Here is a 21161-nt window from a genome sequence, read left to right on the forward strand (position 1 = left end):
ATCGTGTACTCAGTGGTGCAGGTTCATCCGTTGCAGGACGGTGGCGGAAATTTCCTCCACGGACATCGAGGCGGAGTTCACGAACGGAATCGAATTCACCCGGTACATGTCCTCCGCGTTGCGCAGCTCGAAGCTGCACTGGTTCAGCGAGGCGTAGTTGCTGCCGGGGCGGCGCTCCTGGCGGATCTGGCTCAACCGGACCGGCAGGGACGTCAGCCCGAAGCACTTCTTCGCGAACGGCAGCAGGGGTTTGGGCAGCGACAGGCTGGCGAAGTCCTCCTCCACCAGCGGGAAATTGGCCGCGAGGATGCCGTGCTGCAGCGCCAGGTACATGGTGGTGGGCGTCTTGCCGCAGCGCGACGGGGCGATGAGGATCAGCTCGGCGCGTTCCAGCGCACGGAGCGACTGCCCGTCGTCGTGCTCTATGGCGTACTCGACGGCGGCCATGCGCGACTGGTAGCGCACGGCATCGCCCACGCCGTGGGCCTGGCCGGGCTGGCCGCTGGCGGAGGCGTGCAGGGCCTGCTCCAACTGGCCGAGATGCGTCCCGATCAGGTCAAAAAAATGCGCACGGCTGCGGGCCAGGACGGCGCGGACGTCAAGGCTTACCGTGGTGGAAAAGACGAGGGGCCGGGGGCCGGCGGCGGCCACCTGGTCGATGACTGCCACCACCTCCTGCGCCTGCTCCACCGTGGTGATGAACGGGACGGTGCGGCGTTCCAGGTGCTGGGCGGGAAACTGCGTGAGCAGGGTGTTGCCCAGCGTCTCGGCGGTGATGCCGGTGCTGTCCGAAAGGAAGAACACCGTGGGGGCGGACGTGCTGCCCGCCCCCACGACGTCCCGCCATGGGGCGTCAGGCACTTAGACCGCTGTGTGGTTGCTGGTGCGGGCCAGGCGCAGCCAGGTTTCGGTCACGGCGTCCGGGTTCAGCGAGATGGAGCTGATGCCCTGGGCCAGCAGCCACTCGGCGAAGTCCGGGTGATCGCTGGGGCCCTGGCCGCAGATGCCCACGTACCGGCCCTTGGCGCGGCAGGCGGAGATGGCCATCTCCAGGAGCTTGGTGACCGCCGGATTCCGCTCATCGAAGCCTTCGGCCACCAGGGCCGAGTCACGGTCCAGGCCCAGGGTGAGCTGGGTCAGGTCGTTGGAGCCGATGGAGAATCCGTCAAAGTACTCCAGGAACTCGTCGGCGAGCAGCGCGTTGGCCGGGAGCTCGCACATCATCACGATTTCCAGGCCGTTCTCGCCCCGGGCCAGCCCGTTGGCGGCGAGCAGTTCGGTCACGCCGCGGGCCTCGGCCAGGGTGCGCACGAACGGGACCATGAGCTTGATGTTGGTCAGGCCCATCTCGTTGCGGACGAACTTCAGGGCCTCGCACTCCATCTCGAAGGCCTGCCGGAACGAGTCCGAAAGGTACCGGGACGCGCCGCGGAAGCCGATCATCGGGTTTTCCTCGGACGGCTCAAACGCGGGGCCGCCCAGCAGGTTGGCGTACTCGTTGGACTTGAAGTCCGAGAGCCGGATGATCACCGGTTCCGGGGCGAAGGCCGCGGCGATCGTGGAGATGCCCTCGGCCAGGCGCCGCACGTAGTAGTCCCGCGGGCCGTCGTACGCGGCGGTCTTTTCACGGATCTGCCGCACGGTGAAGTCCGAAAGCGACGCCGGGCGTTCAATCTCCCCGGCCACGGCCAGCAGGGCGTTGGGGTGGATGCCGATCTGCCGGTTGATGATGAACTCCAGGCGGGCCAGGCCAACACCGTGGTTGGGCAGCTTGGAGAAGCTGAAGGCCTGCTCCGGGGTGCCCACGTTCATCATGATCTTGACCGGGGCCTCCGGCATGGTGTCCAGGCTGGTTTCCTGCAGGGTGTAGTCCAGCAGCCCCTCGTAGACGAAGCCTGCCTCGCCTTCAGCGCAGGACACGGTGACCGGAATTCCGTCCTTGAGGACCTGGGAGGCCTTGCCGGTACCCACGACGGCGGGGATGCCCAGTTCGCGGGCGATGATGGCCGCGTGGCAGGTGCGCCCGCCACGGTCGGTGACGATGGCGGCGGCCTTCTTCATGATCGGTTCCCAGTCCGGGTCCGTCATGTTCGCCACCAGGACGTCGCCGGCCTGGAAGGAGGCCATCTGGTCGATGGAGGTCAGTACCCGCACCTGGCCGGCGCCGATGCGCTGGCCGATGGCGCGGCCCTCGGCCAGGACGGCGGAACGCTCGCTGAGGGTGTAGCGGGAGATGGTGCCGGAGGCCTTGCGGGACTCCACGGTCTCGGGGCGGGCCTGCAGGATGTACAGTTCACCGTCCAAACCGTCCTTGCCCCATTCGATGTCCATGGGGCGGCCGTAGTGCGCCTCGATGGCCAGGGCGTGGCGGGCCAGTTCCTGGACCTCGTCATCGGTCAGGCTGAAGCGGCGGCGCAGGTCCTGCGGCACGGGAACGAAGTCCACGGTCCGGCCCACTTCATCTGAGTCCGTGTAGATCATCTGGACGGCTTTTTCGCCGAGGCCGCGCTTGAGGACGGCGGGCCGCCCGGCTGCCAGGGCAGGTTTGTGCACGTAGAACTCGTCCGGGTTCACGGCGCCCTGGACCACGGCTTCGCCGAGGCCGTAGGACGAGGTGATGAACACGGCGTCGTTGAAGCCCGATTCGGTGTCCATGGTGAACATCACGCCGGAAGCGCCGACGTCGGAACGGACCATCCGCTGGATGCCCGCCGAGAGTGCCACCTCGGAGTGGGTGAAGCCGTGGTGCACGCGGTAGGCGATGGCGCGGTCGTTATAGAGCGAGGCGAAGACGTCCTTGATGGCGAGCAGGACGTTGTCCACGCCGCGGATGTTCAGGAAGGTCTCCTGCTGGCCTGCGAACGAGGCATCGGGCAGGTCCTCGGCCGTGGCGCTGGAGCGGACCGCCCAGGACACGTCGGCGCCGTGGCTGCCGGTGAGGCGCTCATAAGCGGAGCGGATCTGCTCTTCGAAACCGTCAGGGTACGGGGTCTCCCGGATCAGGTCCCGGATCTGCTTCCCGGCCACCGTCAAAGCGGCCACGTCGCCGCTGTCCAGGTCTTCGAGAATGCTTTCAATCCGGGCATCGAGGCCCGTCCCGGCAAGGAATCTTCTGTAAGCGTCGGCTGTGGTTGCGAAACCGTCCGGTACTTTTACCCCTGCAGAGGCAAGATTCCGGACCATTTCTCCGAGCGAGGCGTTCTTGCCGCCGACCTGGTCGAGGTCGGACAGGCCGAGGTCAGAAAACCAGAGAACGTCAGTCATAGGTGGTGTCCCTCCATTGGGCACGCGCTGACAAGCGCTGAGAAAAAGATGTGATGCAAGGTTTGTCAGGAGTGCGCCAAAGAAGCAAACGGATGTGACCCATACAACACCCGGAGGACGTAATGAAGTGTCACCCAGCGGTTGGGGCCGTAGGGTTTTAGGCCGCGAGCCGCGCGTCGGCCGCCGTGGTAACGGAACCCACCACGGGAAGCGCCTCGGTGAGTGCCTCAATGATGGCCATCTGGCCGGTGGAATCGGGAACGCCCGGGTACTGTACGTGCGCCTCAACGGCCTGGGCCGGAGCCTCCACCTCTCGCATCCGGACCAGCGCAACGGCCGAGATCAGGAACCAGGCAACGTTGGTCACCACGGACGGCCAGGCACTGTGCAGGGTGCCGTTGATGATGAAGGCCACGGAACCGAAGAGGTTCGCCGTCTGGAAGCCCTTACCCGCCTTCAGCCAGCCCATAGAAACAGCGAGGTAAGCACTGAGAATCGCAACTGCGCCTGCCCAGCCGGCGAGTTCCCACAGCAGTTCCATGACGTCCTTTCGAGGGTCCCCGCGCAGAATCCAGGCAGGGCTTATGAGGGGTAAAACGGGGGTTGGTTTTGCCGGCCGCCGGGTTCCTCAAGCCCTGTTCGGGCGAGGACCTCATGCTGGCCAGCGGGATAATCATATACCGCTCCGGAGGGCCAATTTGCCACCCCGGCGGGGCCCCGGCTATGGACAACATCGGTGCCGCGTAGCACCATCTGAGAGTGACCTCCGCACCCGTCGATCCGTACCTCCGCGAACTCACCGGGCTGAGGCGCGTCAAGGACCGGATGGACCGGGAATACGCGCAGCCGCTCGACGTCGAATCACTCGCCAAGGACGTCCACATGTCCGCCGGCCATTTCAGCCGCCGCTTCAAGCTCGCCTACGGTGAATCGCCCTACAGCTACCTCATGACCCGGCGCATCGAACGCGCCATGGCACTGCTGCGCAAAGGCGACCTGAGCGTCACCGAGGTGTGCTTCGCCGTCGGCTGCTCCTCGCTGGGCACCTTCAGCACCCGCTTCAGCGAACTCGTGGGCATGCCTCCCAGCGTCTACAAACAGCAGGCGGAACGCTCCACGGCGGGCATCCCCGCATGCGTCGAAAAACAGGTCACCAGACCGGTCAGGAATCGAGAAGCGCCAGCGGTTGAGGCGTTACTAGCATGACTTCCATGGACATCAACATTTCCTCAACCTTCCTTCCCGCCACCGATCCCGACGCCTCACTGGCCTTCTACCGCGACGCGCTCGGCTTCGAAATCCGCAACGACGTGGGCCGCGGCACCATGCGCTGGATCACCGTGGGCCCCGCCGGCCAGAAGGACGTCTCCATCGTCCTGCACCCGCCGGCCGTGGACCCCGGCATAACCGAGGACGAACGCCGCACCATCGCCGAGATGATGGCCAAGGGCACCTACGCCACCATCGTCCTCTCCTCCCCCGACGTGGACGCCGCGTTCGCCAAGGTGGAGGCGAGCGGGGCCGACGTGGTCCAGGAACCCATCGACCAGCCCTACGGCATCCGGGACTGCGCCTTCCGCGACCCCGCCGGAAACACCGTCCGCATCAACCAGCAGCCGTAGGCTGATGACCAATGACGGCGAAGGGAGGCTGCCCGCGCAGCCTCCCTTCAGCGCCGCCCAACGAGATGGAGGCTCGATGAGCACGGATACCGGCACCGACAACCGGGCGGCAGCAGCGCACGTCGCCGACAGCCACGACCTGATCAGCGTCCAGGGCGCACGGGAGAACAACCTCAAGGACGTCAGCCTGGAGCTGCCCAAGCGCCGGCTGACAGTCTTCACCGGGGTGTCCGGTTCCGGTAAGAGCTCGCTGGTGTTCGCCACCATCGCCGCCGAGTCGCAGCGGATGATCAACGAAACCTACAGCGCGTTCGTCCAGGGCTTCATGCCCAGCCTGGCCCGCCCGGACGTGGACCGGCTGGAGGGGCTGACCACCGCGATCATCGTGGACCAGGAACGGATGGGCGCCAACCCGCGCTCCACCGTGGGCACCGCCACCGACGCCAACGCCATGCTGCGGATCCTGTACAGCCGCCTGGGCCAGCCGTACGTCGGCCCGCCCACCGCGTTCTCCTTCAACGTGCCCACCCGCAAGGCCAGCGGCGTGATGAGCACCGAGAAAGGCGGCCGGGTGGAAAAGAGCATCGTCCAGCAGGCCACCTACCTGGGCGGCATGTGCCCCCGCTGCGAAGGTATGGGCAACGTCAGCGACATCGACCGGACCGCGCTGTACGACGATTCCAAGACCCTCGCCGAAGGTGCCCTGACCGTTCCCGGCTACTCGATGGACGGCTGGTACGGCCGGCTGTTCGAGGGCATGGGCCTGCCGATGGACAAGCCGATCGCCAAGTTCACGGCGAAGCAGCTGGACACGATGCTGTTCGCCGAACCCACCAAGATCAAGGTGGAGGGCGTGAACCTCACATTCGAGGGCATCATCCCCAAGATCCAGAAGTCCATGCTGTCCAAGGACGTGGAGGCCATGCAGCCGCACGTGCGCCGCTTCGTGGAACGCGCCGTCACATTCGCCGTCTGCCCCGAGTGCAAGGGCACCCGCCTCACCCCGGAGGCCCTGGGATCCAAGATCAAGGGCAAGAGCATCGCGGACCTGTGCACCATGCAGATCAGCGACCTCGCCGAATGGGTGCGGGACGTGGACGAACCCTCCGTCCGGCCGCTGCTCACCGGGCTCCGGGACCTGCTGGACTCCTTCACCGAGATTGGCCTCGGCTACCTGTCCCTGGACCGGCCGGCCGGCACGCTTTCCGGCGGCGAGGCGCAGCGCACCAAGATGATCCGCCACCTGGGCTCCTCACTCACCGACGTCACCTACGTCTTCGACGAGCCCACCATCGGCCTGCACCCGCACGACATCGAGCGGATGAACAACCTCCTGCTGCAGCTGCGGGACAAGGGCAACACCGTCCTGGTGGTGGAGCACAAACCGGAGACCATTGCCATAGCGGACCACGTCGTCGACCTCGGCCCCCTGGCCGGCACGGGCGGTGGCGAGATTGTCTACGAGGGCGACGTCGACGGGCTGCGTTCCAGCGATACCGTCACCGGCCGGCACCTGGACGACCGCGCCCGGATCAAGGATGCGGTCCGTGCCGCCACGGGTGCCCTGGAAGTGCGCGGCGCCGCCACCAACAACCTGAAGAACGTGGACATCGACGTGCCGCTGGGCGTGCTGTGCGTGGTGACGGGCGTGGCCGGATCCGGCAAGAGCTCGCTCATCCACGGCTCGCTGGCCAAGCGCGAGGGCGTGCTGGTGATTGACCAGGGCGCCATCAAGGGCTCACGGCGCAGCAACCCCGCCACCTACACCGGGCTCCTGGAGCCGGTGCGCAAGGCGTTCGCCAAGGCCAACGGCGTAAAGCCCGCCCTCTTCAGCGCCAACTCCGAGGGCGCCTGCCCCACCTGCAACGGCGCCGGGGTGATCTTCACCGAGCTCGGCGTCATGGCCACGGTGGAGTCCACCTGCGAGGACTGCGAGGGGCGCCGCTTCCAGGCCGCCGTGCTGGAATACACGCTGGGCGGCAGCAGCATCGCTGACGTGTTCGACATGTCAGTAGACGCCGCGCTGCAGTACTTTGCCGAGGGTGAGGCCAAGACCCCGGCGGCGCACAAGATCCTGGAACGGCTCGCGGACGTGGGCCTGGGCTACATCACCCTGGGCCAGCCGCTCACCACCCTCTCCGGCGGCGAGCGCCAGCGGCTGAAGCTGGCCACCCAGATGGCCGAGAAGGGCGAGATCTACATCCTGGACGAACCCACCACCGGCCTGCACCTGGCCGACGTGGAACAGCTCCTGGGCCTGCTGGACCGGCTGGTGAAGTCCGGGAAGTCGGTGATCGTCATCGAGCACCACCAGGCGGTCATGGCGCACGCGGACTGGATCATCGACATCGGCCCCGGCGCAGGGCACGACGGCGGCACGGTGGTGTTCGAGGGCACGCCGGCAGAGCTGGTGGCCGCGAAGTCGACCCTCACCGGGCAGCACCTGGCGGCGTACGTCGGGGCCTAGAGCCGTCCGGTTCCCTGGATCCGTCCGAGGAATTCGACCGTGGCGGCGGCGATCTGTTCCTGCGCAGCCTCCCGGCTGATGCCGGGGTCGCCGTCGCCGGGCTGCGCACCGTAGTCGCCGAAGAAGGCGTGCACGCCGCCCTGGATGGCGGCGAACCCGGCGTCGGCGGGCAGGAGCTCCAGGGAGGCATCGATCTTCGCCGGGGTGCTGAGGCCGTCCTTGGTCCCGGAAACTGACAGGACCTGCAGCCCTGACCGGCCGCGGAGCGAGTCCAGCGGGTAGGAGGCGTAGAGCGTCAGGCCGCTGACGTCGTCGTTATTTAGCGCGAAGGACGACGCCGCCACTCCGCCCAGCGAGTGGCCGCCCACCGCCCAGGTGGTGATGTCCGGGTTCGCGTCCATGGCGCTGCGGGCCTGGTTGGCATCCAGCAGGCTGAGGCCCAGCGGCTCCTTCAGGATGACCACCCGGAACCCTGCGCCGACGGCCGGGGCCAGGATGTCCTGGTAGGCCCGTGCGTCCACCCGCGCGCCCGGGTAGAAGACCAATCCCTTGGTAGGTGCACGGCCGCCGTCGGGCGTCATGGTGATGGTGGTGTTCGTTTCGGTGACGATGAGGTCGGACTTGGGGCCGGCCTCCGCCGCCGCGCCCGGTTGATAGGCGAAAGGGTTGAGCCAGGCCAGCGCCGCCACCAGCGCCAGGACCGCGATCCGTCCGGCCCAGGCGCCGATGGCCCGTACCAGCGACCGGGGGCGGGGCGTGTCCCGCCGCCGCCAGAGGAGGACCGCCCAGGCCACGCCGACGACGGCGGCCGCGATCAGCAGGCCGGGCAGCAGCGGGTGCCCGCCCAGGACAGCCGGGTTCACCACCAGCATCCAGGCCGGAACCGCGATGAGGGCGGCAGCGCAGGCCGCCGTCACCCAGTAGATCGCGGTACGGCGCCTCGGACGCGCGATGGCTGTAGCGGTGGAGGAAGAGGAGTCCATGGTTCCTGATCATTCCACTCAATTCATCGAGCACCCGGTTTCGGCGGAACGCGGGCTTACGGTAGGGGCATGGGTGAAAGTTACCGGTACGACGTAGAGATCCTCCACCTGCTGGTGTCCCCCGCGCACGCCTACTTCGGCCGGGCCCGGGACGGCGCCGCGGACGTTCCCACCTCCGATGCGGACGTCGCCGAGGTGGTGGCCGGCAAGGGCATTGTGGGTGACAGGTTCTTTGGCAAGGCCGCCCACATGGACGCCGCGGTGACCCTGTTCGCCGTCGAATCCCTGGAGGCCATCGCGGCCGAGCTGGGGGCTGCACCGTTCAATCCCCTGCTGACGCGGCGGAACGTGGTGCTCCGCGGGGCCCAGCTGCCGCCCCTGCTGGGACAGGACTTCAGGCTGGAATCAGGCGGATCCTCGGTGTCCCTCTTTGGCGGCCGGCACGCGCAGCCCTGCGCGTGGATGAACCAGATGCTGGCCCCCGGGGCGCATCCGGCCATGCGGGGGCGCGGCGGCATCCGCTGCCGGGCCGTATCCGGCGGCCTGCTCCACCGCGGGCCGGCCGTCCTGGTCAGCCCGGTGCCGCTGGACCCGTCCAAAGCCGGCGAAGCCAGCGTCCTCCGTCCGTCCAGGCTGCCATAAGCCTCCCTGCGATTATTACAACCTTGTTGAGTAATTAACTGATTGAAGAATCTTATTTACAAGTTTGTCATACCGGTATAAGTTCTCTCCAGCGGACCACCCATCGGGTCCGCTTCACCCGAACCTACCGAGGACAGCTATGACATCAACCAGGACTCTGGCCACAAGCCTCATGAGCCTCACCACCGCAGCACTGTTCGCCTTCTGCTCAGCCGGCCAGGCAACGGCAGCGCCCGCATCGCCGGACAACAAGGATGTTGCCGGCGTCAGCAGCGCGGCCGTCACCGACACCAGCGGAGCCGATTACTGGACGCCGGAACGCATGCGCTCGGCCATCCCCGCTGACGTCCTCGCGAAGAAGGCAGTGGACCGGCAGAAGGCCAACCCGGCAGTCCTCCCGGAACAGGCCAAGGGCCCGGAGGCCAAGATCCAGGGCAACGCACCCCAGATCCAGACCAAGGCCAACGCCAGCGAATCCCCGGTGTCCCACATCGGCAAGGTGTTCTTCACCCTCGGCGGCACGAACTACGTCTGCTCGGCCAACTCGGTGGCGTCCACCAACCGCAACACCGTCTCCACCGCCGGCCACTGCCTCAACGAGGGCCCCGGAGCCTTCGCCACCAAGTTCACGTTCGTTCCTGCCTACCTGAATGGCGCCGCACCCTATGGCAAGTGGACTGCCAAGGCGCTGTACGCCCCCACCCAGTGGAGCTCGTCCGGCAGCATGCAGTACGACACAGGCTTTGCCGTGATGAGCCAGCTCAACGGCCGTAACCTGGCCGACGTCGTCGGGGCCTCCGGCGTCAGCTTCAACGCCGCACGAGGCCTCGCCTACAAGGCCTTCGGCTACCCGGCGGCCTCACCGTTCAATGGCGAATCACTGAAGAGCTGCTCCGGCACCGCCACCAACGATCCCTACAGCCCCGAGTTCAACACCCAGGGAATTCCCTGCAACATGACCGGCGGCTCCTCAGGCGGACCGTGGTTCATCGGCACCAGCTCCAGCGGTTACCAGAACTCGGTCAACAGCTACGGCTACGGCACCAACTCCACCAAGATGTACGGCCCGTACTGGGGTTCAGTGATCCAGCAGGCGTACAACACCGCGTCCTCAGCTTCTTAGCTGAACGATGTTGGGTCCCGGGCTCTTCCGGGGCCCGACATCGTGCACTACCGTAGCGACCACGGGCGGGGTTTTCCCGTCCCGGATCCGGCAGCAGGATTGGCCGGATAGTGACTGCATCGATTTGTTCAAGCAAAGGATGACAATGGCCGTTTCAATTGAGCTTGGCAAGAAACTCGACAAAGAGTTCGAAAACCTGTCCCTCGAGGAAATCCTGAATGCGCCGCCGTCGGCCCTTGCCGGCCTGACGGAAAAACACGCCGAACTCCTTGCCGGCATGGGCATCAAGACGATCCGGGACCTGGGCAGCAACAAGTACTTTGCGGTGGCCGGCGTCCTGGTGGCACTGTCCAACCACACCGGCTGATCTTGGCCGGCATTCCCAAGAGGGCACAAAAGGTCCGGCCGGTGATTTAGCACCGGGCGGACCTTTGTGTGGGGGGCGCCGTCGTGCGTTCATCGCCAAGCGCGCGAGGCGTGACTGCGGCGCGCGCAGGTCAGTCCAGCTTCACCCCGCGGAGCAGCACCATGGTTCCGCCCACCACCACCGCGGAGGCGAGGAACACCCCTGCGGCCCCAAGGCCTGCCGCGACCACGCCGATGGCACTCGGCAGCACCACCTGGCCCACGCGGTTCCCGGCGAGGCGGAGGGCGAGCGCCCGGCCGCGCTGCCCCGCCGGCGCCTGCGCGGACAGCCATGACATGGTGAGCGGCTGGCCGATGCCAAGGCCCAGCCCCAGCACTGCCATCACCACGAACAGCAGCCAGGCGGGCATGGGAATCGCCGCGGCGGCCAGGGCGGCAGTGGACAACGCCAGACTGGTGACCAGAAGCCGCATGCGCCCGATCCTCCGCGAGACCCTGCCCAGCAGGAGCCTGGACACCATGGAGAACACGGCGCGGACCGTAAGCATCGCGCCGACCGTGGCCGCGGTGAGGCCGCGGTCCGTTCCGAGTGCGGGGAGGTAGACCATGGTCAGGTCAACCACGGCGAGGACGGTGGCGCTGGTGGCCAGTGCGCGCACGACGCCGGGGGTTTTGAGGAGTGAGAGGGCGCTGCCCTTGGCTGCACTGGTGTCGCCGGCTTTCCTTCGGCCGCCGCTGACCTCGGCCGAGACGATGAAGGTGGCGCCGAAAAGGACCGCGCTCATGCAGACTGCGAGGAGGAAGATCATGTGGGTGTCCGGCTGGACCGAGTTGCCGCCCACCAGGGAAATCGCCAGCGGGCCCAGGGCCTGGCCCAGCGAGGCGGCGAACGTCAGGTACCCGAATGCAGAGTCCATCCGGCTGGCCGCGGCGTTGTTCGCCACCACCGCCTGCTGCCCCACCACGCAGGCCAGCTGGCCGGCGCCCAGGAAGGCGGTGCCAATGACCAGGGCGGTGATGGATGAACCCCAGAACAGCAGGAACGCGGAGCAGGCGAGCACGACGCCGGACCCGATCGCCATGAGCCGGCGCTCACCCAGGCGGTCCACCAGGCCGCCCGTGGGAACGGCGAGGAGCAGGGGAAAGACGGCGTAGCTCGCGGCCAGGAGTCCCAGTGCGAAGCCTGGAACGTCCAGCTCCAGCGCGCGGTAGGTGGCGGCGGGCCGCACCAGGAACGTGACGGCCTGGATCAGGGCTGAGTGCAGGAGCAGGGCGGTGGCCGAGCGCCGGCCGAGTTCACCGATCACGATCCGGCTCCGTTCTTTCCGGAGATGGCCCGGACGGCGGCGTCGCGTGCGCCCATGACATGGTCGAAGGCCACCTTGGCTGCCTGGTCCGGGTCGCCGGCGGCGATCGCTTCAACCAGTGCCCGGTGCTGCGCCAGCGCCTGGTCCCGCCGCCTCTGGGTGCTGTTGGTGTAGTGCCGGTAGCGCTCCATCTGGCTGGAGACCTGGTCGTGGAACCGCCCGGCCCAGGAATTGCCGGCGATCCGGGCGATCCGGGCGTGCAGGGCCATCCCCTGCTCCATGGCGTCGTCAGCAAACTCCACCAGCGCGGCGTTCCGTGCCAGGATTCCGTCAAGTTCGTCGAGGTCCGCGGGTGTCGCTTTCAGGCAGGCGTTCCGCGCCATGAGGGACTCGACGGCCGCGCGGACCTCGTACAGCTCCGAAATCTCTCCCTCGTCCAGCACCGGGACCACCACGCCCCCGGTGGGTTGCTGCTCCAAGAGGTTCTCGGAAATCAGGCGGCGGATGGCTTCGCGCAGCGGCGTCCGGCTCACCTGCAGCTCGGTGGCCATTGCCGGTTCGTAGATGCGCTCACCGGGTTTCAGGTCAAGGCTGAGGATGCGCCGCTTCAGCTCGGCGTAAACGACGTGGGCGCCCGTGTTCCGGGCGGGAATTGCTGGCATGGGTGGGACCTCCGGCTCCCAGCATACTTGTATACAACTATGCAAAGCAGCTTTTGGGGGCCACATCACGCGGGCGATCCTGGGTGCGGGAGACGGCGGAGCCGGTGTGCAGCACGCAGAAGGAGGGGACAGCTCTTGCTGTCCCCTCCTTCGTGCCTGGCCCAGCGCCGCCGGCTGGTCAGGCCTTGTGCGCCTCCAGGTCCTCCAGCGACTTGCCCTTGGTGTCCGAGGACATCAGGGTGGCCACGGTGGCCACCAGGCAGATGACAAAGGTGGTCAGCCCGATGGTGAAGGGGACGTTGGCGGTGCCCGGAGGGGCAATGGCAGTGAATATGCTCGGGAAGAAGGACGCGATCATCAGGCCGATGTTCTGCGAGACGGCAAAACCGGTGACGCGGATCCGCATGGGGAACTGTTCCTGGAAGAACGTGGCGAAGGTGGCGTTCCACATCTGGAAGAAGATGCCCTGAACGATCACCACGGAGACGAACACCAGCGGCAGGCTGCCCTGTTCGATCGCCCAGAGGTATCCGCCCACCATCACGCCGCCCAGGAGTCCGCCGCCTGCCATCAGCGTGCGCCGGCCAATCCGGTCGGACAGCGCGCCGAAGAGCGGAATGGTGACGACGGCGGCGATGTTGGCCACCAGCGTGACCCACAGGAACTCGCTGCTGGAGAACCCGTTGCCGTAGCCCTTCTGGGTGGCGTAGGAGACGCCGAAGATCAGGGTGGCCATGCCGATGACATTCGCGAAAGTCATCAGGATGCAGCGGACCATGGCGCCGGGCCGGGTGCGCAGGAGTTCCACCAGCGGGAAGCGCTGCTTCTGCGCAGCTTCCCCGGACTTCGCAGCGTAGGCAGGCGGCTCCTGGACCCGGCGGCGGATGAAGTAGCCGGCAAGGATCACCACGGCGCTCAGCAGGAACGGAATGCGCCAACCCCAGGACGCGAACTGGTCCGCCGGGAGCGCTGCGGAGAGCGGGAGCAAAACGGCGGTGGCCAGGATGGAGCCCACCTGGGTGCCCTGCAGGCTGAAGCTGGCGAAGAAGCCGCGCCTGGAATCCGGCGAGTGCTCCACGATCATTGCACTGGCACCGCCCAGTTCACCGGCCACGGCGAAGCCCTGGATCAGGCGGAGGACCACCAGCAGGGCCGGAGCCAGGAGGCCCACCTGCCCGTAGGTGGGGAGGAGCCCCACGGCGAAGGTGGCGAAACCCATGAGCAGCATCGCGAAGACCAGCACGCTCTTGCGGCCCTTCCGGTCGCCGTAGGCACCAAGGACCACGGCGCCGATGGGCCGGGACACATAGCCCACCGCGTAGGTGGCCAGCGAGGCGATGATGCCGACGGTGGGGTTTTCAGACGGGAAGAAGATGGTGGGGAAAACCAGGGTCGCGGCCAGCGAGTACAGCGCAAAGTCGTAGTACTCCAGGGCGCTTCCGATCCAGCCGCTCATCGCGGCCTTCCTCGGATCCCGTGGTCCGGCCCCGGCCGCCCCGCTGGTGCTGACGGCGCAGGTGTTAACGGCGCTGCTGTGGGTAGTGCTCATGTGCTTGTCCTTCGACTCCATTGGCAAAGAACCGGCATCACCGGCGCTTTGAATCGATTCACAATCTTAGGACGTGACCAGCATTACGTCAATGGGCAAGCGCTATCCCAGCTCGTAGGCCTCTTGCGCCAGGCGGATGAAATCAGCCACCGCGGGCGAAGGATCGTCCCGCCAAAAGGCCAGGAAAACCTCAATCCGCGGGGCGTCGCGCACCGGGCGGTAGGCGATGCCCGGGCGCGGATTCTGCGCGGCCGTTGCCTCGGACGACATCCCCAGCGCCTTCCCCGTGGAAATCAGCGTCAGCCACTCGTCCACGCCCTGGACCAGCCGGAACCCGGCAGGGCGGGAACCCTCCGGCCAGAGCTCTTCACTGGTGGTTCCGGTGCGGCGGTCGACGGCGATGGTCCGGTCCGAGAAGTAGGCCATCCGCAGGAACCGCCTGCGGGAGAGGGGATCGCCGCTGGCCACCGCGGCGTACCGCGCTTCGGTTCCGATCGGCGTCGACGTAAAGCGGGCATCGGCAGCGGAGCGGCGCAGCACGGCGATATCGGCTGACCCGTCGGCGAGGCCGCCGGACGGGGCACTGGACTGGACCCACACCAGGGATACCTCCGGATGGAGCTCCTCCCACTGGCGCTGCAGCGCAATGGTGCGGCGGCCCAGCGCGGACCAGGCGTAGCTCACCCGCAGTTCGCTGCCGTGGTCCCGGGCCTCCCGCTCCAACAGGGCCAGTTCGTCGAGGACGCTGCGGGCATGGGCAATGATCCGCTCGCCCACAGGCGTCGGGGTGAAGCTGCGTGTGGTCCGCTGCAGGATGCGGAGCCCCAGGGCCTGTTCCAGCGCCGCGACGGACCGGGAGACCGCGGCCTGCGAGGTCCCCAGTTCGATGGCGGCGTCCGTGAAGGTTTCGGCGTCCACGACGGCGACGAGAGCGCGGAGATAGCGCAGCTCAACATTCATACGCTCATCGTATAGAAGGCCCGGCAAATGCATTTCTTGTGGCACCTGCCGCGGCCGGACACTGTGGGGATGGACGCTTCATTGCTGCATGGCGCGGGGAAGACCCGCAGTGCGACGCGCACCCGGGGCGGGCCGCCGTCGTCGTTGGTTCGTGGCCTGCTGACCATGACCGGGGCGGGGCTCAGCAACCAGCTGGGCGCCGGAATCGGCGCGCATGCCTTCCCGGTGATCGGACCCGCCGGGGTGGTGGCAGTGCGCCAGCTCGTGGCCGCGGCCGTGCTGCTTCCTGCTGCGCGGCCACCGTTCCACCGCTTTACGTGGCGGCAGTGGTGGCCGGTCCTCCTGCTGGGCGTGGCCACGGCCGCGATGAACATCTGCCTGTATGTGGCCATTGACCGGATCGGGCTGGGGCTGGCGGTCACGCTGGAATTCTTGGGCCCGCTGGCGGTGGCGCTGCTGTCCTCGCGGAGCCGCTGGGACCTGCTGTGCGGGATCGGCGCCGGCGCGGGCGTATACGTCCTGGTGATGCCCGGGCCCGCCAGCGACCTGGCGGGGATACTCATTGGCCTGGGCGGCGCGGCGGGTTGGGCGGCCTACATCCTGCTGAACCGTGTGGCCGGTCAACGGCTCCCCGGCCTGCAGGCCCCGGCGGCCGCCAGCCTGGTTTCACTGGCGCTTTACGTTCCGGTGGCCGTCCACCTGCTCGCCAGCGGCCGCTTCACCGGACAAGCCCTGATGTATGCCTCCGCGGCCGGAATCCTGTGCTCGGTGGTCCCCTACGCTGCCGACCTGATCGCCCTCCGCTTCGTTCCTGCCGGTTTCTTCGGGGTGTTCATGAGCATCAACCCCATCCTCGCGGCGCTCTCCGGAACGGTGGTGCTGGGCCAGGTGCTGGTCCTTCACGAATGGCTGGGCATCACCCTGATCGTCGCGGCCAATGCCACGGCGATCTGGCTCGCCGGACGGGGGCGGCGAATGCCGGGGCGGACCGGGCAGCTGGTCAGTTCACCGCGGAGGTGACGCTCACAACATGGCCGTGGCGTTGGCCGGCGATCCTGTTCCACCGGTGATGTTCAGCGGTTTGATGCTGATGAACGCATCCCACCGGCCCGCGCTGCGCATGTGCCGCGCCAGCGGGCCGAGGCGCCACAGCTCGCCGAGTGGCATGCCGAGCTTGGCAAGGAGTTGCTGGTGCATCATGCCGTTGTCGTTGGGGGCCGAGCCCCGGTACGGGCTGTCCGGAACCGCCGGCAGGCATTCCAAGGCGAAGTTGTCCGCTGCGAGCAGTGCCAGGCGCTGGTCCCAGGCCCACGCCACGAACTCCTGCGACTGGGCGATGCCCGTGGCCTTCCTGCTGTCGCGCACCTGCTGTTTTTCCGCCGTCGGCAGGTCCAGGAACCATTCGCACCACCCCGTGTGCAGCAGCAAAATGTCCCCCTGGCGGAGAGTAACTTCCTGCGCGGCGAGGGCTGCCTGGATGAGGTCGAGGCCCAGCGGCTCCCCTGCCGCGTGGTCGATCGGGTTGCCGTGGGCGGGGCGGTAGCCGTCAAGATCCACCAGCACCGCGCGGCCTACGATCGGTTCGTCAGCCCATTCCTGGATGCCCAGGTCCGGGGTTCCCTCCACCACGCGGTCATCGGCCGTGCCGTTGTAGAACCCCACGTCGTCCGCACGACGGTGCCGGAGGCCGTCCACCTGGCTGGACCCCTGGAGGTAGTAGCCGTCCAGGAAGTCGTCGCGGTGGGCCGGGTGGGAGGAGTAGATGGTGTGCTTGGGTGCGCCCCGCTTCAGCGACATTCCGGGGTGGAACGCGTCGGCGGGGTAGTCGAGGCCGAAGACGGTGCCGGTGCGTATGCACTCACGGGCATTGAGCAGCACCTCGGGGGTGATGAACGACGGCGTCCCCCGGGTTGGGTGCGGAAACAGGCCCCACGAGGTTCCGGCCAGGCGGCCTTCCCGCTGCAGCAGCGCGTCAAATCCGGGATATATGCCGTCAGTGGAATTCATCGGGCCCCGACCTTCTGCGGCTGCTCCTGCGGCTGACGGCGTTTGTAGCTGAGCAGGAACCCTGCCACGGCGCAGACGGAGGCGGCGATGCAGATGGGTGTCTTGATGGTGTCGTTGAGCGCCGTGAGCCACTGGCCCTGCCCCGCCACGAGGCCGATCGCCTGGCCGAGGACGAAGACGATCCCGCCGGCCAGCAGTACAGCCAGGGTGAGGACGAAGAGGACTTCGATGGCCCTTCGGAAGGTATGCATGGAATGTTCCCTAGATCGGCAGGATGCCGAGGATGATCAGGACGCCGATGCCCAGCAGCGGCAGGGCGTAGTGGGTCAGGAGGCGGAGGAAGGTCTTGAGCGGATCCACGTCCGCGATGCCGCAGGCCACGTACAGCGGGGCGCCGCCGGGCGGGACTGCCGCTTCGCAGGACGAGAAAACCAGGACGGCAACGGCAGCGGTGGTGGCCGGAACGCCGGCGGCGACAAGAGTTGCCACCCCCACCGTTCCCACAGCGGCCATGGTGGCAGTGGCGGACAGTGGTGCCGCCACCGCAATGATGATCAGGCCGATCAGGATGGCCAGCAGCCATAGCGGCAGGTTCATCCCGTTCAGGAGGGTGGTCATTTGCTTGGGCAGCCCGGTGGCGGCCAGCGCGTTGGCCCCGGCGAAGGCAAACACCACGGTGACGCCCACAATGCCGAACCGCGGAGCGGACTCCTGCAGCAGCGTCCACCAGCCCCGGCCGCTGCCCGGCAGGTTTTTCCGGCCGAGCAGGAGGCCGGTGATGATCAGGACTACGGGGATCCACACGATGACGCTGACGGATTTGGTGACGTCCCCGCCGGTCCAGTCCGACAAACCCTTGGCCAGGGCCCCCGTGGTGATCATCAGCGGGATGGCCACCACCACGAACAGCAGCAGCGTGGCCCAGCCGCGGCCGAAGGCCGAGCGCACCGTCAGCCGGTGCGCGGCATCGAGCGGGGTCATCCCGCTCTTGCGGACCAGCAGCCAGGTGACCACCAGCCGGTGCAGGAAGCACCAGAGGCCGCCGAAGAGCAGGGGCAGGACCAGCGCATTGATGTCCAGCAGCGGGCCCACCGTGGCCGAACCCACCAGGACGAACATCGAGGCGCTGAACGGGAACGTGATGCCCATGCCGGCGTTGCCCGCCACCAGCGTGGCTGCGGACGGTTTGTCCAGCTTGGACTTTTCCATCCACGGAATGGTCACCGAGCCCACCGTGGCGGCGATGGCGGCCTGGTTGTGCACCACCCCGCCGAGCCCGGCAGACGCCACCGTGGAAACCCAGGCCGGCCCGCCTTTGACCCCGCCAATGAGCGAGTTCAAAAGGTCGATCAGCCGGTCTAGGACGCCGGCTTTGTCCAGCAGGTAGCCCATGAAGACGAACGCCATGGTGGCGTAGACAATCTCGTCGGTAATGGCGTCGTACAGCGAATCCCAGCCGATGGCTGCCGCAGCTGCGCCGGTGAAGGGCAGCACGGCCAGGAAGCCGAGGATCATGGCCTCCCCCACGCTGCGCTTGATCACGGTGGTCCAGAGCAGGATGACGGCAAGGTAGGCTCCGAGTGCCCAGATGCCGATCATGCTGCTGCTCCTGACGGCCGGATGCCGGTTGGTGTGGAAATCACGTGTTATCCGTTCCTGATTGTGCCTGACTGCGCGGTCAGCGCAAGGCCGGTTCCGTGGCCTGCGCCATGCGGGCCAGTGCGGCGGCCGAGGCGGTGGTCATCTCTGCGGGGACGCCAAGGTCAGACAGGTAGCTGGCGGTATCCTGCATTTCCTTCGACCGGCGGACGGCGTGCTTGGCGCTGCCGGTAAGGAACCGGTCGATGACGGCCTGGCCGTCGCCGGCCAGTTGCCCCGCGATCTGGCCGCGGATCCAGTCCTCCAGGCCCGCTGCCTTTCCGGCCGTGACGGCTTCCACCACCACGGACGCCAGGCCCTTCATGAGGACGCTGCGCAGCAGTTTGTGTGCCATCGCCGCCCCGGGCTCGCCGTCAGCGATTTCCACCTGCACGCCCAGGGGGACCAGCAGGTTGGCAACGCCCTGGGCGCCGGGACCGCTCACCATCAGCGGGGTCTTTTCCCCCAGCGCGGAGACCGGGCCGAGGATGGCCACGTCGGCGAAGCCGGCTTTGCTGGGCACCTGGCCCAGCTCCTGCATCACGCCCGGGGACGAGGACGTGAAGTCGGCGTAGACGCTGCCGGCATCGAGCACGGGCAGGCACTCCCCGGCCACGCTGCGGGCGGCTGCGGCGCCGGTCATCACCAGGACGATGTCCGCTCCGGTGCATGCCTCCGCTGCCGTGGCGGCACGGGTGACGCCCGCCGGGGTGGTGGGGGCCACCGGGTCAAAACCGGTGACCGTGTGGCCGGCCGCGGTCAGTGCCGCGGCGTAGGTGGCTCCGGCTTCGCCGAGGCCGATGACGGTGCACGCTGTCATGGTTTGCTCTGTTCCTTCTGGTGGCGTTCTGGTGGTGTTGGTGTTCAGCTGCGGGCTGCGACGATGGCGTGGCGGCGGTTCGTCTCGTCCGCGAAGACCGCTTCGGCGGCCTCGGCGACGGCGGCGGCCTGTTCCCGGGGGATGACCACCACGCCGTCTGAGTCGCCCACGATCACGTCGCCCGGGAGGACGGGGACGCCGCCGAAGGCGACGGCGGTCCCCAGCCTGAACGGGCCGTCCTTGTAGGGGCCGGCGGGCGAAGTAGCCCTGGCGAAGACGGGCATGCCAATCTCACCCAGCGCCTCGGCGTCGCGCGCTGCTCCGTCCAGGACGAAGCCGGCCACGCCAAGGTTGATGGCGCGCTCACCGATCAGCTCGCCCAGGAGCGCACGGGACTCGTCCCCGCCGCCAGCCACCACGATGACGTCTCCGGGACGGGCCTGCTGCAGGGCCTGGTGGATGCCCTTGTTGTCGCCGGGGCGGGTCCACACGGTGAAGGCCGGACCGGCAAGCTTTGCGCCCGGCCAGACTGCCTGGATGGCCGAATCCGCGACGCCGAGCCGGTCCATGGCATCGCCGATGTTGGCTGCGGGCAGCTTGGCGAGACGTTCGATGGTGGCCTGGTCGGGGCGCTCGAAGTCCTCGTCGGTGGCGTCGATGGCTGGAGTTGTCATGATGGATCTTTCCGTTCAGGGCGGGCAGGGTCAGTCTTTTTTCTGGACCAGCGGGAGGACTTCCTTGAAGTCCTCTTCCTGGCCGGCCCAGAAGGTCTTGTAGTCGGCACCGTTGAGGTAGCTGGTCTGCAGGCCCAGGTCCTGCATCTTCTTCACTACGGCGGGGTCCTCGATGGCCTTCTGGATGGCGGCTTCGAGCTTCTTGGCAACGTCCTCAGGCAGGCCGGCCGGTGCCGAGTAGCCTCGGGCGGTGCCGGCGGTCAGGTCGTAGCCGGATTCCTTGAACGTGGGGATGTCCGGCAGCGAGGGCGCGCGCTCGGCGGACATGACGCCGAGGACGCGGGCCTTGCCCTGCTTGCTGAGGTCATTCACGTCGCTGACGTTGGCCACCAGGACATCCACGTGCTTGCCGAGGAACGCGGTGGTGGCCTGCGAGGCACCCTCCGAGAAGTGGACGGGAGCGAATTCCGATCCCGTGTTTTCCTGCAGCTGTGCCAGGGCGAAGTGCTCGCCCGTTTGGAGGCCGGTGGTGCTGGCGGTCATGGACTTCGGGTTGGCCTTGGCGGCGTCCAGCAGGTCCTTGATGGTCTTGTACGGGCTGTCCGGCTGGACGGCGATGACGGTGGGGTCAATGACCTGGCGGCCCAGCGGCTGGAAGCTTTCGCGGGTGTATTTGGCGCCGCGGGACGGGTCCAGGGGCGACACCACCACCGACGGCGATCCGGTGGCGCCGATGGTGTAGCCGTCAGGCTTGGCGCTGGTCAGCTGGGTGTAGCCGATCTGGCCGCCGGCGCCGGGCTTGTTGATGACCTCAACGTTGGTGCCGAGTTCCTTTTCGAGGACCGGCTGGATGAGCCGGGCGGCGGTGTCCACGGCGCCACCCGAGCCGAAGGCGACGATGATGTCGATCGATTTGCCCTTCTTCGGGAAATCGCTGGCCGCACCGGCCGCACCGGTGGCTCCGGGGTTGGCACCGCAGCCGGTGAGTGCAATCAGGGATGCCGCGGCAAGGGCGGCAGCGAGGCGCATACGGGTCTTCATGGTTCTTCTCCTTTGAAGGTGGGGATTCGGGTGCAA

21 protein-coding genes are annotated in these 21161 nt (G+C 67.5%); 7 read left to right on the top strand and 14 right to left on the bottom strand.

Annotated elements, in window-relative coordinates; translation table 11 throughout:
* Nucleotides 1-9 precede the first annotated feature (9 nt).
* The 3 genes from AC1DBN_RS18065 to AC1DBN_RS18075 all read right to left on the bottom strand — a co-directional run bounded on the left by AC1DBN_RS18065 (nucleotide 10) and on the right by AC1DBN_RS18075 (nucleotide 3805).
* Complete coding sequence (locus AC1DBN_RS18065; RefSeq protein ID WP_091717115.1) at nucleotides 10-861, bottom strand: pyruvate, water dikinase regulatory protein; 852 nt, start codon at nucleotides 859-861, stop codon at nucleotides 10-12.
* Entirely contained in the window at nucleotides 862-3264 is a 2403-nt protein-coding gene (ppsA, locus tag AC1DBN_RS18070) for a phosphoenolpyruvate synthase (RefSeq protein WP_091717113.1), read from the bottom strand.
* Nucleotides 3265-3421: 157 nt separating this feature from the next.
* Complete coding sequence (locus AC1DBN_RS18075) at nucleotides 3422-3805, bottom strand: CBU_0592 family membrane protein (RefSeq protein ID WP_091717111.1); 384 nt, start codon at nucleotides 3803-3805, stop codon at nucleotides 3422-3424.
* Nucleotides 3806-4023: 218 nt separating this feature from the next.
* Between AC1DBN_RS18075 and AC1DBN_RS18080 the strand changes: the two genes are divergently transcribed.
* From AC1DBN_RS18080 to AC1DBN_RS18090, 3 genes are all read left to right on the top strand, one after another.
* The gene (locus tag AC1DBN_RS18080; RefSeq protein WP_091717109.1) at nucleotides 4024-4470 is read left to right on the top strand and encodes a helix-turn-helix transcriptional regulator; all 447 of its coding nucleotides are present in this window, start codon (nucleotides 4024-4026) and stop codon (nucleotides 4468-4470) included.
* Nucleotides 4467-4886 carry a VOC family protein gene (locus tag AC1DBN_RS18085; RefSeq protein ID WP_091717107.1) on the top strand — a complete coding sequence of 140 codons (420 nt, stop codon included), beginning with the start codon at nucleotides 4467-4469 and terminating at the stop codon, nucleotides 4884-4886. The genes AC1DBN_RS18080 and AC1DBN_RS18085 overlap by 4 nt, the downstream gene beginning before the upstream one ends.
* Before the next feature lie 76 nt (nucleotides 4887-4962).
* Complete coding sequence (locus AC1DBN_RS18090) at nucleotides 4963-7353, top strand: ATP-binding cassette domain-containing protein (protein WP_477723813.1); 2391 nt, start codon at nucleotides 4963-4965, stop codon at nucleotides 7351-7353.
* Here the strand turns inward: AC1DBN_RS18090 and AC1DBN_RS18095 are convergent.
* Nucleotides 7350-8336 (bottom strand): alpha/beta hydrolase, encoded by a 987-nt coding sequence (locus tag AC1DBN_RS18095; protein ID WP_477723814.1) that lies wholly within the window; start codon nucleotides 8334-8336, stop codon nucleotides 7350-7352. The two genes, AC1DBN_RS18090 and AC1DBN_RS18095, sit on opposite strands and share 4 nt — an antisense overlap.
* Nucleotides 8337-8405: 69 nt before the next feature.
* Here AC1DBN_RS18095 and AC1DBN_RS18100 point away from each other — a divergent pair, with 69 nt between their 5' ends.
* The 3 genes from AC1DBN_RS18100 (at nucleotide 8406) to AC1DBN_RS18110 (ending at nucleotide 10468) form a co-directional block, all read left to right on the top strand.
* Nucleotides 8406-8978, top strand: coding sequence for an MOSC domain-containing protein (locus AC1DBN_RS18100; RefSeq protein WP_091717101.1), 573 nt, complete (start codon nucleotides 8406-8408; stop codon nucleotides 8976-8978).
* 139 nt (nucleotides 8979-9117) lie between these two features.
* Nucleotides 9118-10101 carry a trypsin-like serine peptidase gene (locus AC1DBN_RS18105; protein WP_091717100.1) on the top strand — a complete coding sequence of 328 codons (984 nt, stop codon included), beginning with the start codon at nucleotides 9118-9120 and terminating at the stop codon, nucleotides 10099-10101.
* A 145-nt stretch (nucleotides 10102-10246) separates the two neighbouring features.
* Complete coding sequence (locus AC1DBN_RS18110) at nucleotides 10247-10468, top strand: hypothetical protein (RefSeq protein WP_091717098.1); 222 nt, start codon at nucleotides 10247-10249, stop codon at nucleotides 10466-10468.
* Nucleotides 10469-10598: 130 nt separating this feature from the next.
* Here AC1DBN_RS18110 and AC1DBN_RS18115 read toward each other — a convergent pair whose 3' ends face one another.
* The 4 genes from AC1DBN_RS18115 to AC1DBN_RS18130 form a co-directional block, all read right to left on the bottom strand.
* Nucleotides 10599-11774: an MFS transporter gene (locus AC1DBN_RS18115; RefSeq protein WP_091717095.1), complete on the bottom strand. Its 1176-nt coding sequence runs from the start codon at nucleotides 11772-11774 to the stop codon at nucleotides 10599-10601.
* Nucleotides 11771-12436, bottom strand: coding sequence for a GntR family transcriptional regulator (locus tag AC1DBN_RS18120; protein WP_091717093.1), 666 nt, complete (start codon nucleotides 12434-12436; stop codon nucleotides 11771-11773). Before AC1DBN_RS18120 ends, AC1DBN_RS18115 begins: the two co-directional genes overlap by 4 nt.
* Nucleotides 12437-12614: 178 nt before the next feature.
* On the bottom strand, nucleotides 12615-13985 hold the full coding sequence (locus AC1DBN_RS18125; RefSeq protein ID WP_091717091.1) for an MFS transporter: 1371 nt from the start codon (nucleotides 13983-13985) through the stop codon (nucleotides 12615-12617).
* Between the two features lie 102 nt (nucleotides 13986-14087).
* On the bottom strand, nucleotides 14088-14945 hold the full coding sequence (locus tag AC1DBN_RS18130) for a LysR family transcriptional regulator (protein ID WP_091717089.1): 858 nt from the start codon (nucleotides 14943-14945) through the stop codon (nucleotides 14088-14090).
* A gap of 69 nt (nucleotides 14946-15014) precedes the next feature.
* On the opposite strand from AC1DBN_RS18130, the gene AC1DBN_RS18135 reads away from it, so the two are divergent.
* Nucleotides 15015-15965, top strand: a complete 951-nt coding sequence (locus AC1DBN_RS18135) for an EamA family transporter (protein ID WP_231994411.1) — start codon at nucleotides 15015-15017, stop codon at nucleotides 15963-15965.
* A 3-nt stretch (nucleotides 15966-15968) separates the two neighbouring features.
* On the opposite strand, the gene AC1DBN_RS18140 is transcribed toward AC1DBN_RS18135, so the two are convergent.
* The 6 genes from AC1DBN_RS18140 to AC1DBN_RS18165 all read right to left on the bottom strand — a co-directional run bounded on the left by AC1DBN_RS18140 (nucleotide 15969) and on the right by AC1DBN_RS18165 (nucleotide 21125).
* A complete protein-coding gene (locus tag AC1DBN_RS18140; protein ID WP_477723815.1) occupies nucleotides 15969-16952 on the bottom strand; it encodes a cyclase family protein in 984 nt (327 codons plus the stop codon).
* A complete protein-coding gene (locus tag AC1DBN_RS18145) occupies nucleotides 16949-17203 on the bottom strand; it encodes a hypothetical protein (RefSeq protein WP_477723816.1) in 255 nt (84 codons plus the stop codon). The genes AC1DBN_RS18140 and AC1DBN_RS18145 overlap by 4 nt, the downstream gene beginning before the upstream one ends.
* Nucleotides 17204-17213: 10 nt before the next feature.
* The gene (locus AC1DBN_RS18150) at nucleotides 17214-18551 is read right to left on the bottom strand and encodes a TRAP transporter large permease subunit (RefSeq protein ID WP_477723817.1); all 1338 of its coding nucleotides are present in this window, start codon (nucleotides 18549-18551) and stop codon (nucleotides 17214-17216) included.
* Between the two features lie 79 nt (nucleotides 18552-18630).
* Nucleotides 18631-19410, bottom strand: a complete 780-nt coding sequence (locus tag AC1DBN_RS18155; RefSeq protein WP_477723818.1) for an NAD(P)-dependent oxidoreductase — start codon at nucleotides 19408-19410, stop codon at nucleotides 18631-18633.
* 44 nt (nucleotides 19411-19454) lie between these two features.
* Nucleotides 19455-20084, bottom strand: coding sequence for an RraA family protein (locus AC1DBN_RS18160; RefSeq protein ID WP_477723819.1), 630 nt, complete (start codon nucleotides 20082-20084; stop codon nucleotides 19455-19457).
* 30 nt (nucleotides 20085-20114) lie between these two features.
* Complete coding sequence (locus AC1DBN_RS18165) at nucleotides 20115-21125, bottom strand: tripartite tricarboxylate transporter substrate binding protein (RefSeq protein WP_314212492.1); 1011 nt, start codon at nucleotides 21123-21125, stop codon at nucleotides 20115-20117.
* Nucleotides 21126-21161: the final 36 nt, after the last annotated feature.

Source organism: Pseudarthrobacter sp. 10T415, from assembly GCF_056394175.1.

Bases quoted from the DNA above. Each gene is read 5' to 3' on its own strand.
- AC1DBN_RS18105 (WP_091717100.1), top strand. From the start codon at position 9,118: ATGACATCAACCAGGACTCTGGCCACAAGCCTCATGAGCCTCACCACC.
- AC1DBN_RS18135 (WP_231994411.1), top strand. From the start codon at position 15,015: ATGGACGCTTCATTGCTGCATGGCGCGGGGAAGACCCGCAGTGCGACG.
- AC1DBN_RS18075 (WP_091717111.1), bottom strand. From the start codon at position 3,805: ATGGAACTGCTGTGGGAACTCGCCGGCTGGGCAGGCGCAGTTGCGATT.
- AC1DBN_RS18165 (WP_314212492.1), bottom strand. From the start codon at position 21,125: ATGAAGACCCGTATGCGCCTCGCTGCCGCCCTTGCCGCGGCATCCCTG.
- AC1DBN_RS18150 (WP_477723817.1), bottom strand. From the start codon at position 18,551: ATGATCGGCATCTGGGCACTCGGAGCCTACCTTGCCGTCATCCTGCTC.
- AC1DBN_RS18155 (WP_477723818.1), bottom strand. From the start codon at position 19,410: ATGACAGCGTGCACCGTCATCGGCCTCGGCGAAGCCGGAGCCACCTAC.
- AC1DBN_RS18125 (WP_091717091.1), bottom strand. From the start codon at position 13,985: ATGAGCACTACCCACAGCAGCGCCGTTAACACCTGCGCCGTCAGCACC.
- AC1DBN_RS18095 (WP_477723814.1), bottom strand. From the start codon at position 8,336: ATGGACTCCTCTTCCTCCACCGCTACAGCCATCGCGCGTCCGAGGCGC.
- ppsA (WP_091717113.1), bottom strand. From the start codon at position 3,264: ATGACTGACGTTCTCTGGTTTTCTGACCTCGGCCTGTCCGACCTCGAC.
- AC1DBN_RS18120 (WP_091717093.1), bottom strand. From the start codon at position 12,436: ATGCCAGCAATTCCCGCCCGGAACACGGGCGCCCACGTCGTTTACGCC.
- AC1DBN_RS18140 (WP_477723815.1), bottom strand. From the start codon at position 16,952: ATGAATTCCACTGACGGCATATATCCCGGATTTGACGCGCTGCTGCAG.
- AC1DBN_RS18110 (WP_091717098.1), top strand. From the start codon at position 10,247: ATGGCCGTTTCAATTGAGCTTGGCAAGAAACTCGACAAAGAGTTCGAA.
- AC1DBN_RS18145 (WP_477723816.1), bottom strand. From the start codon at position 17,203: ATGCATACCTTCCGAAGGGCCATCGAAGTCCTCTTCGTCCTCACCCTG.
- AC1DBN_RS18090 (WP_477723813.1), top strand. From the start codon at position 4,963: ATGAGCACGGATACCGGCACCGACAACCGGGCGGCAGCAGCGCACGTC.
- AC1DBN_RS18130 (WP_091717089.1), bottom strand. From the start codon at position 14,945: ATGAATGTTGAGCTGCGCTATCTCCGCGCTCTCGTCGCCGTCGTGGAC.
- AC1DBN_RS18160 (WP_477723819.1), bottom strand. From the start codon at position 20,084: ATGACAACTCCAGCCATCGACGCCACCGACGAGGACTTCGAGCGCCCC.
- AC1DBN_RS18100 (WP_091717101.1), top strand. From the start codon at position 8,406: ATGGGTGAAAGTTACCGGTACGACGTAGAGATCCTCCACCTGCTGGTG.
- AC1DBN_RS18085 (WP_091717107.1), top strand. From the start codon at position 4,467: ATGACTTCCATGGACATCAACATTTCCTCAACCTTCCTTCCCGCCACC.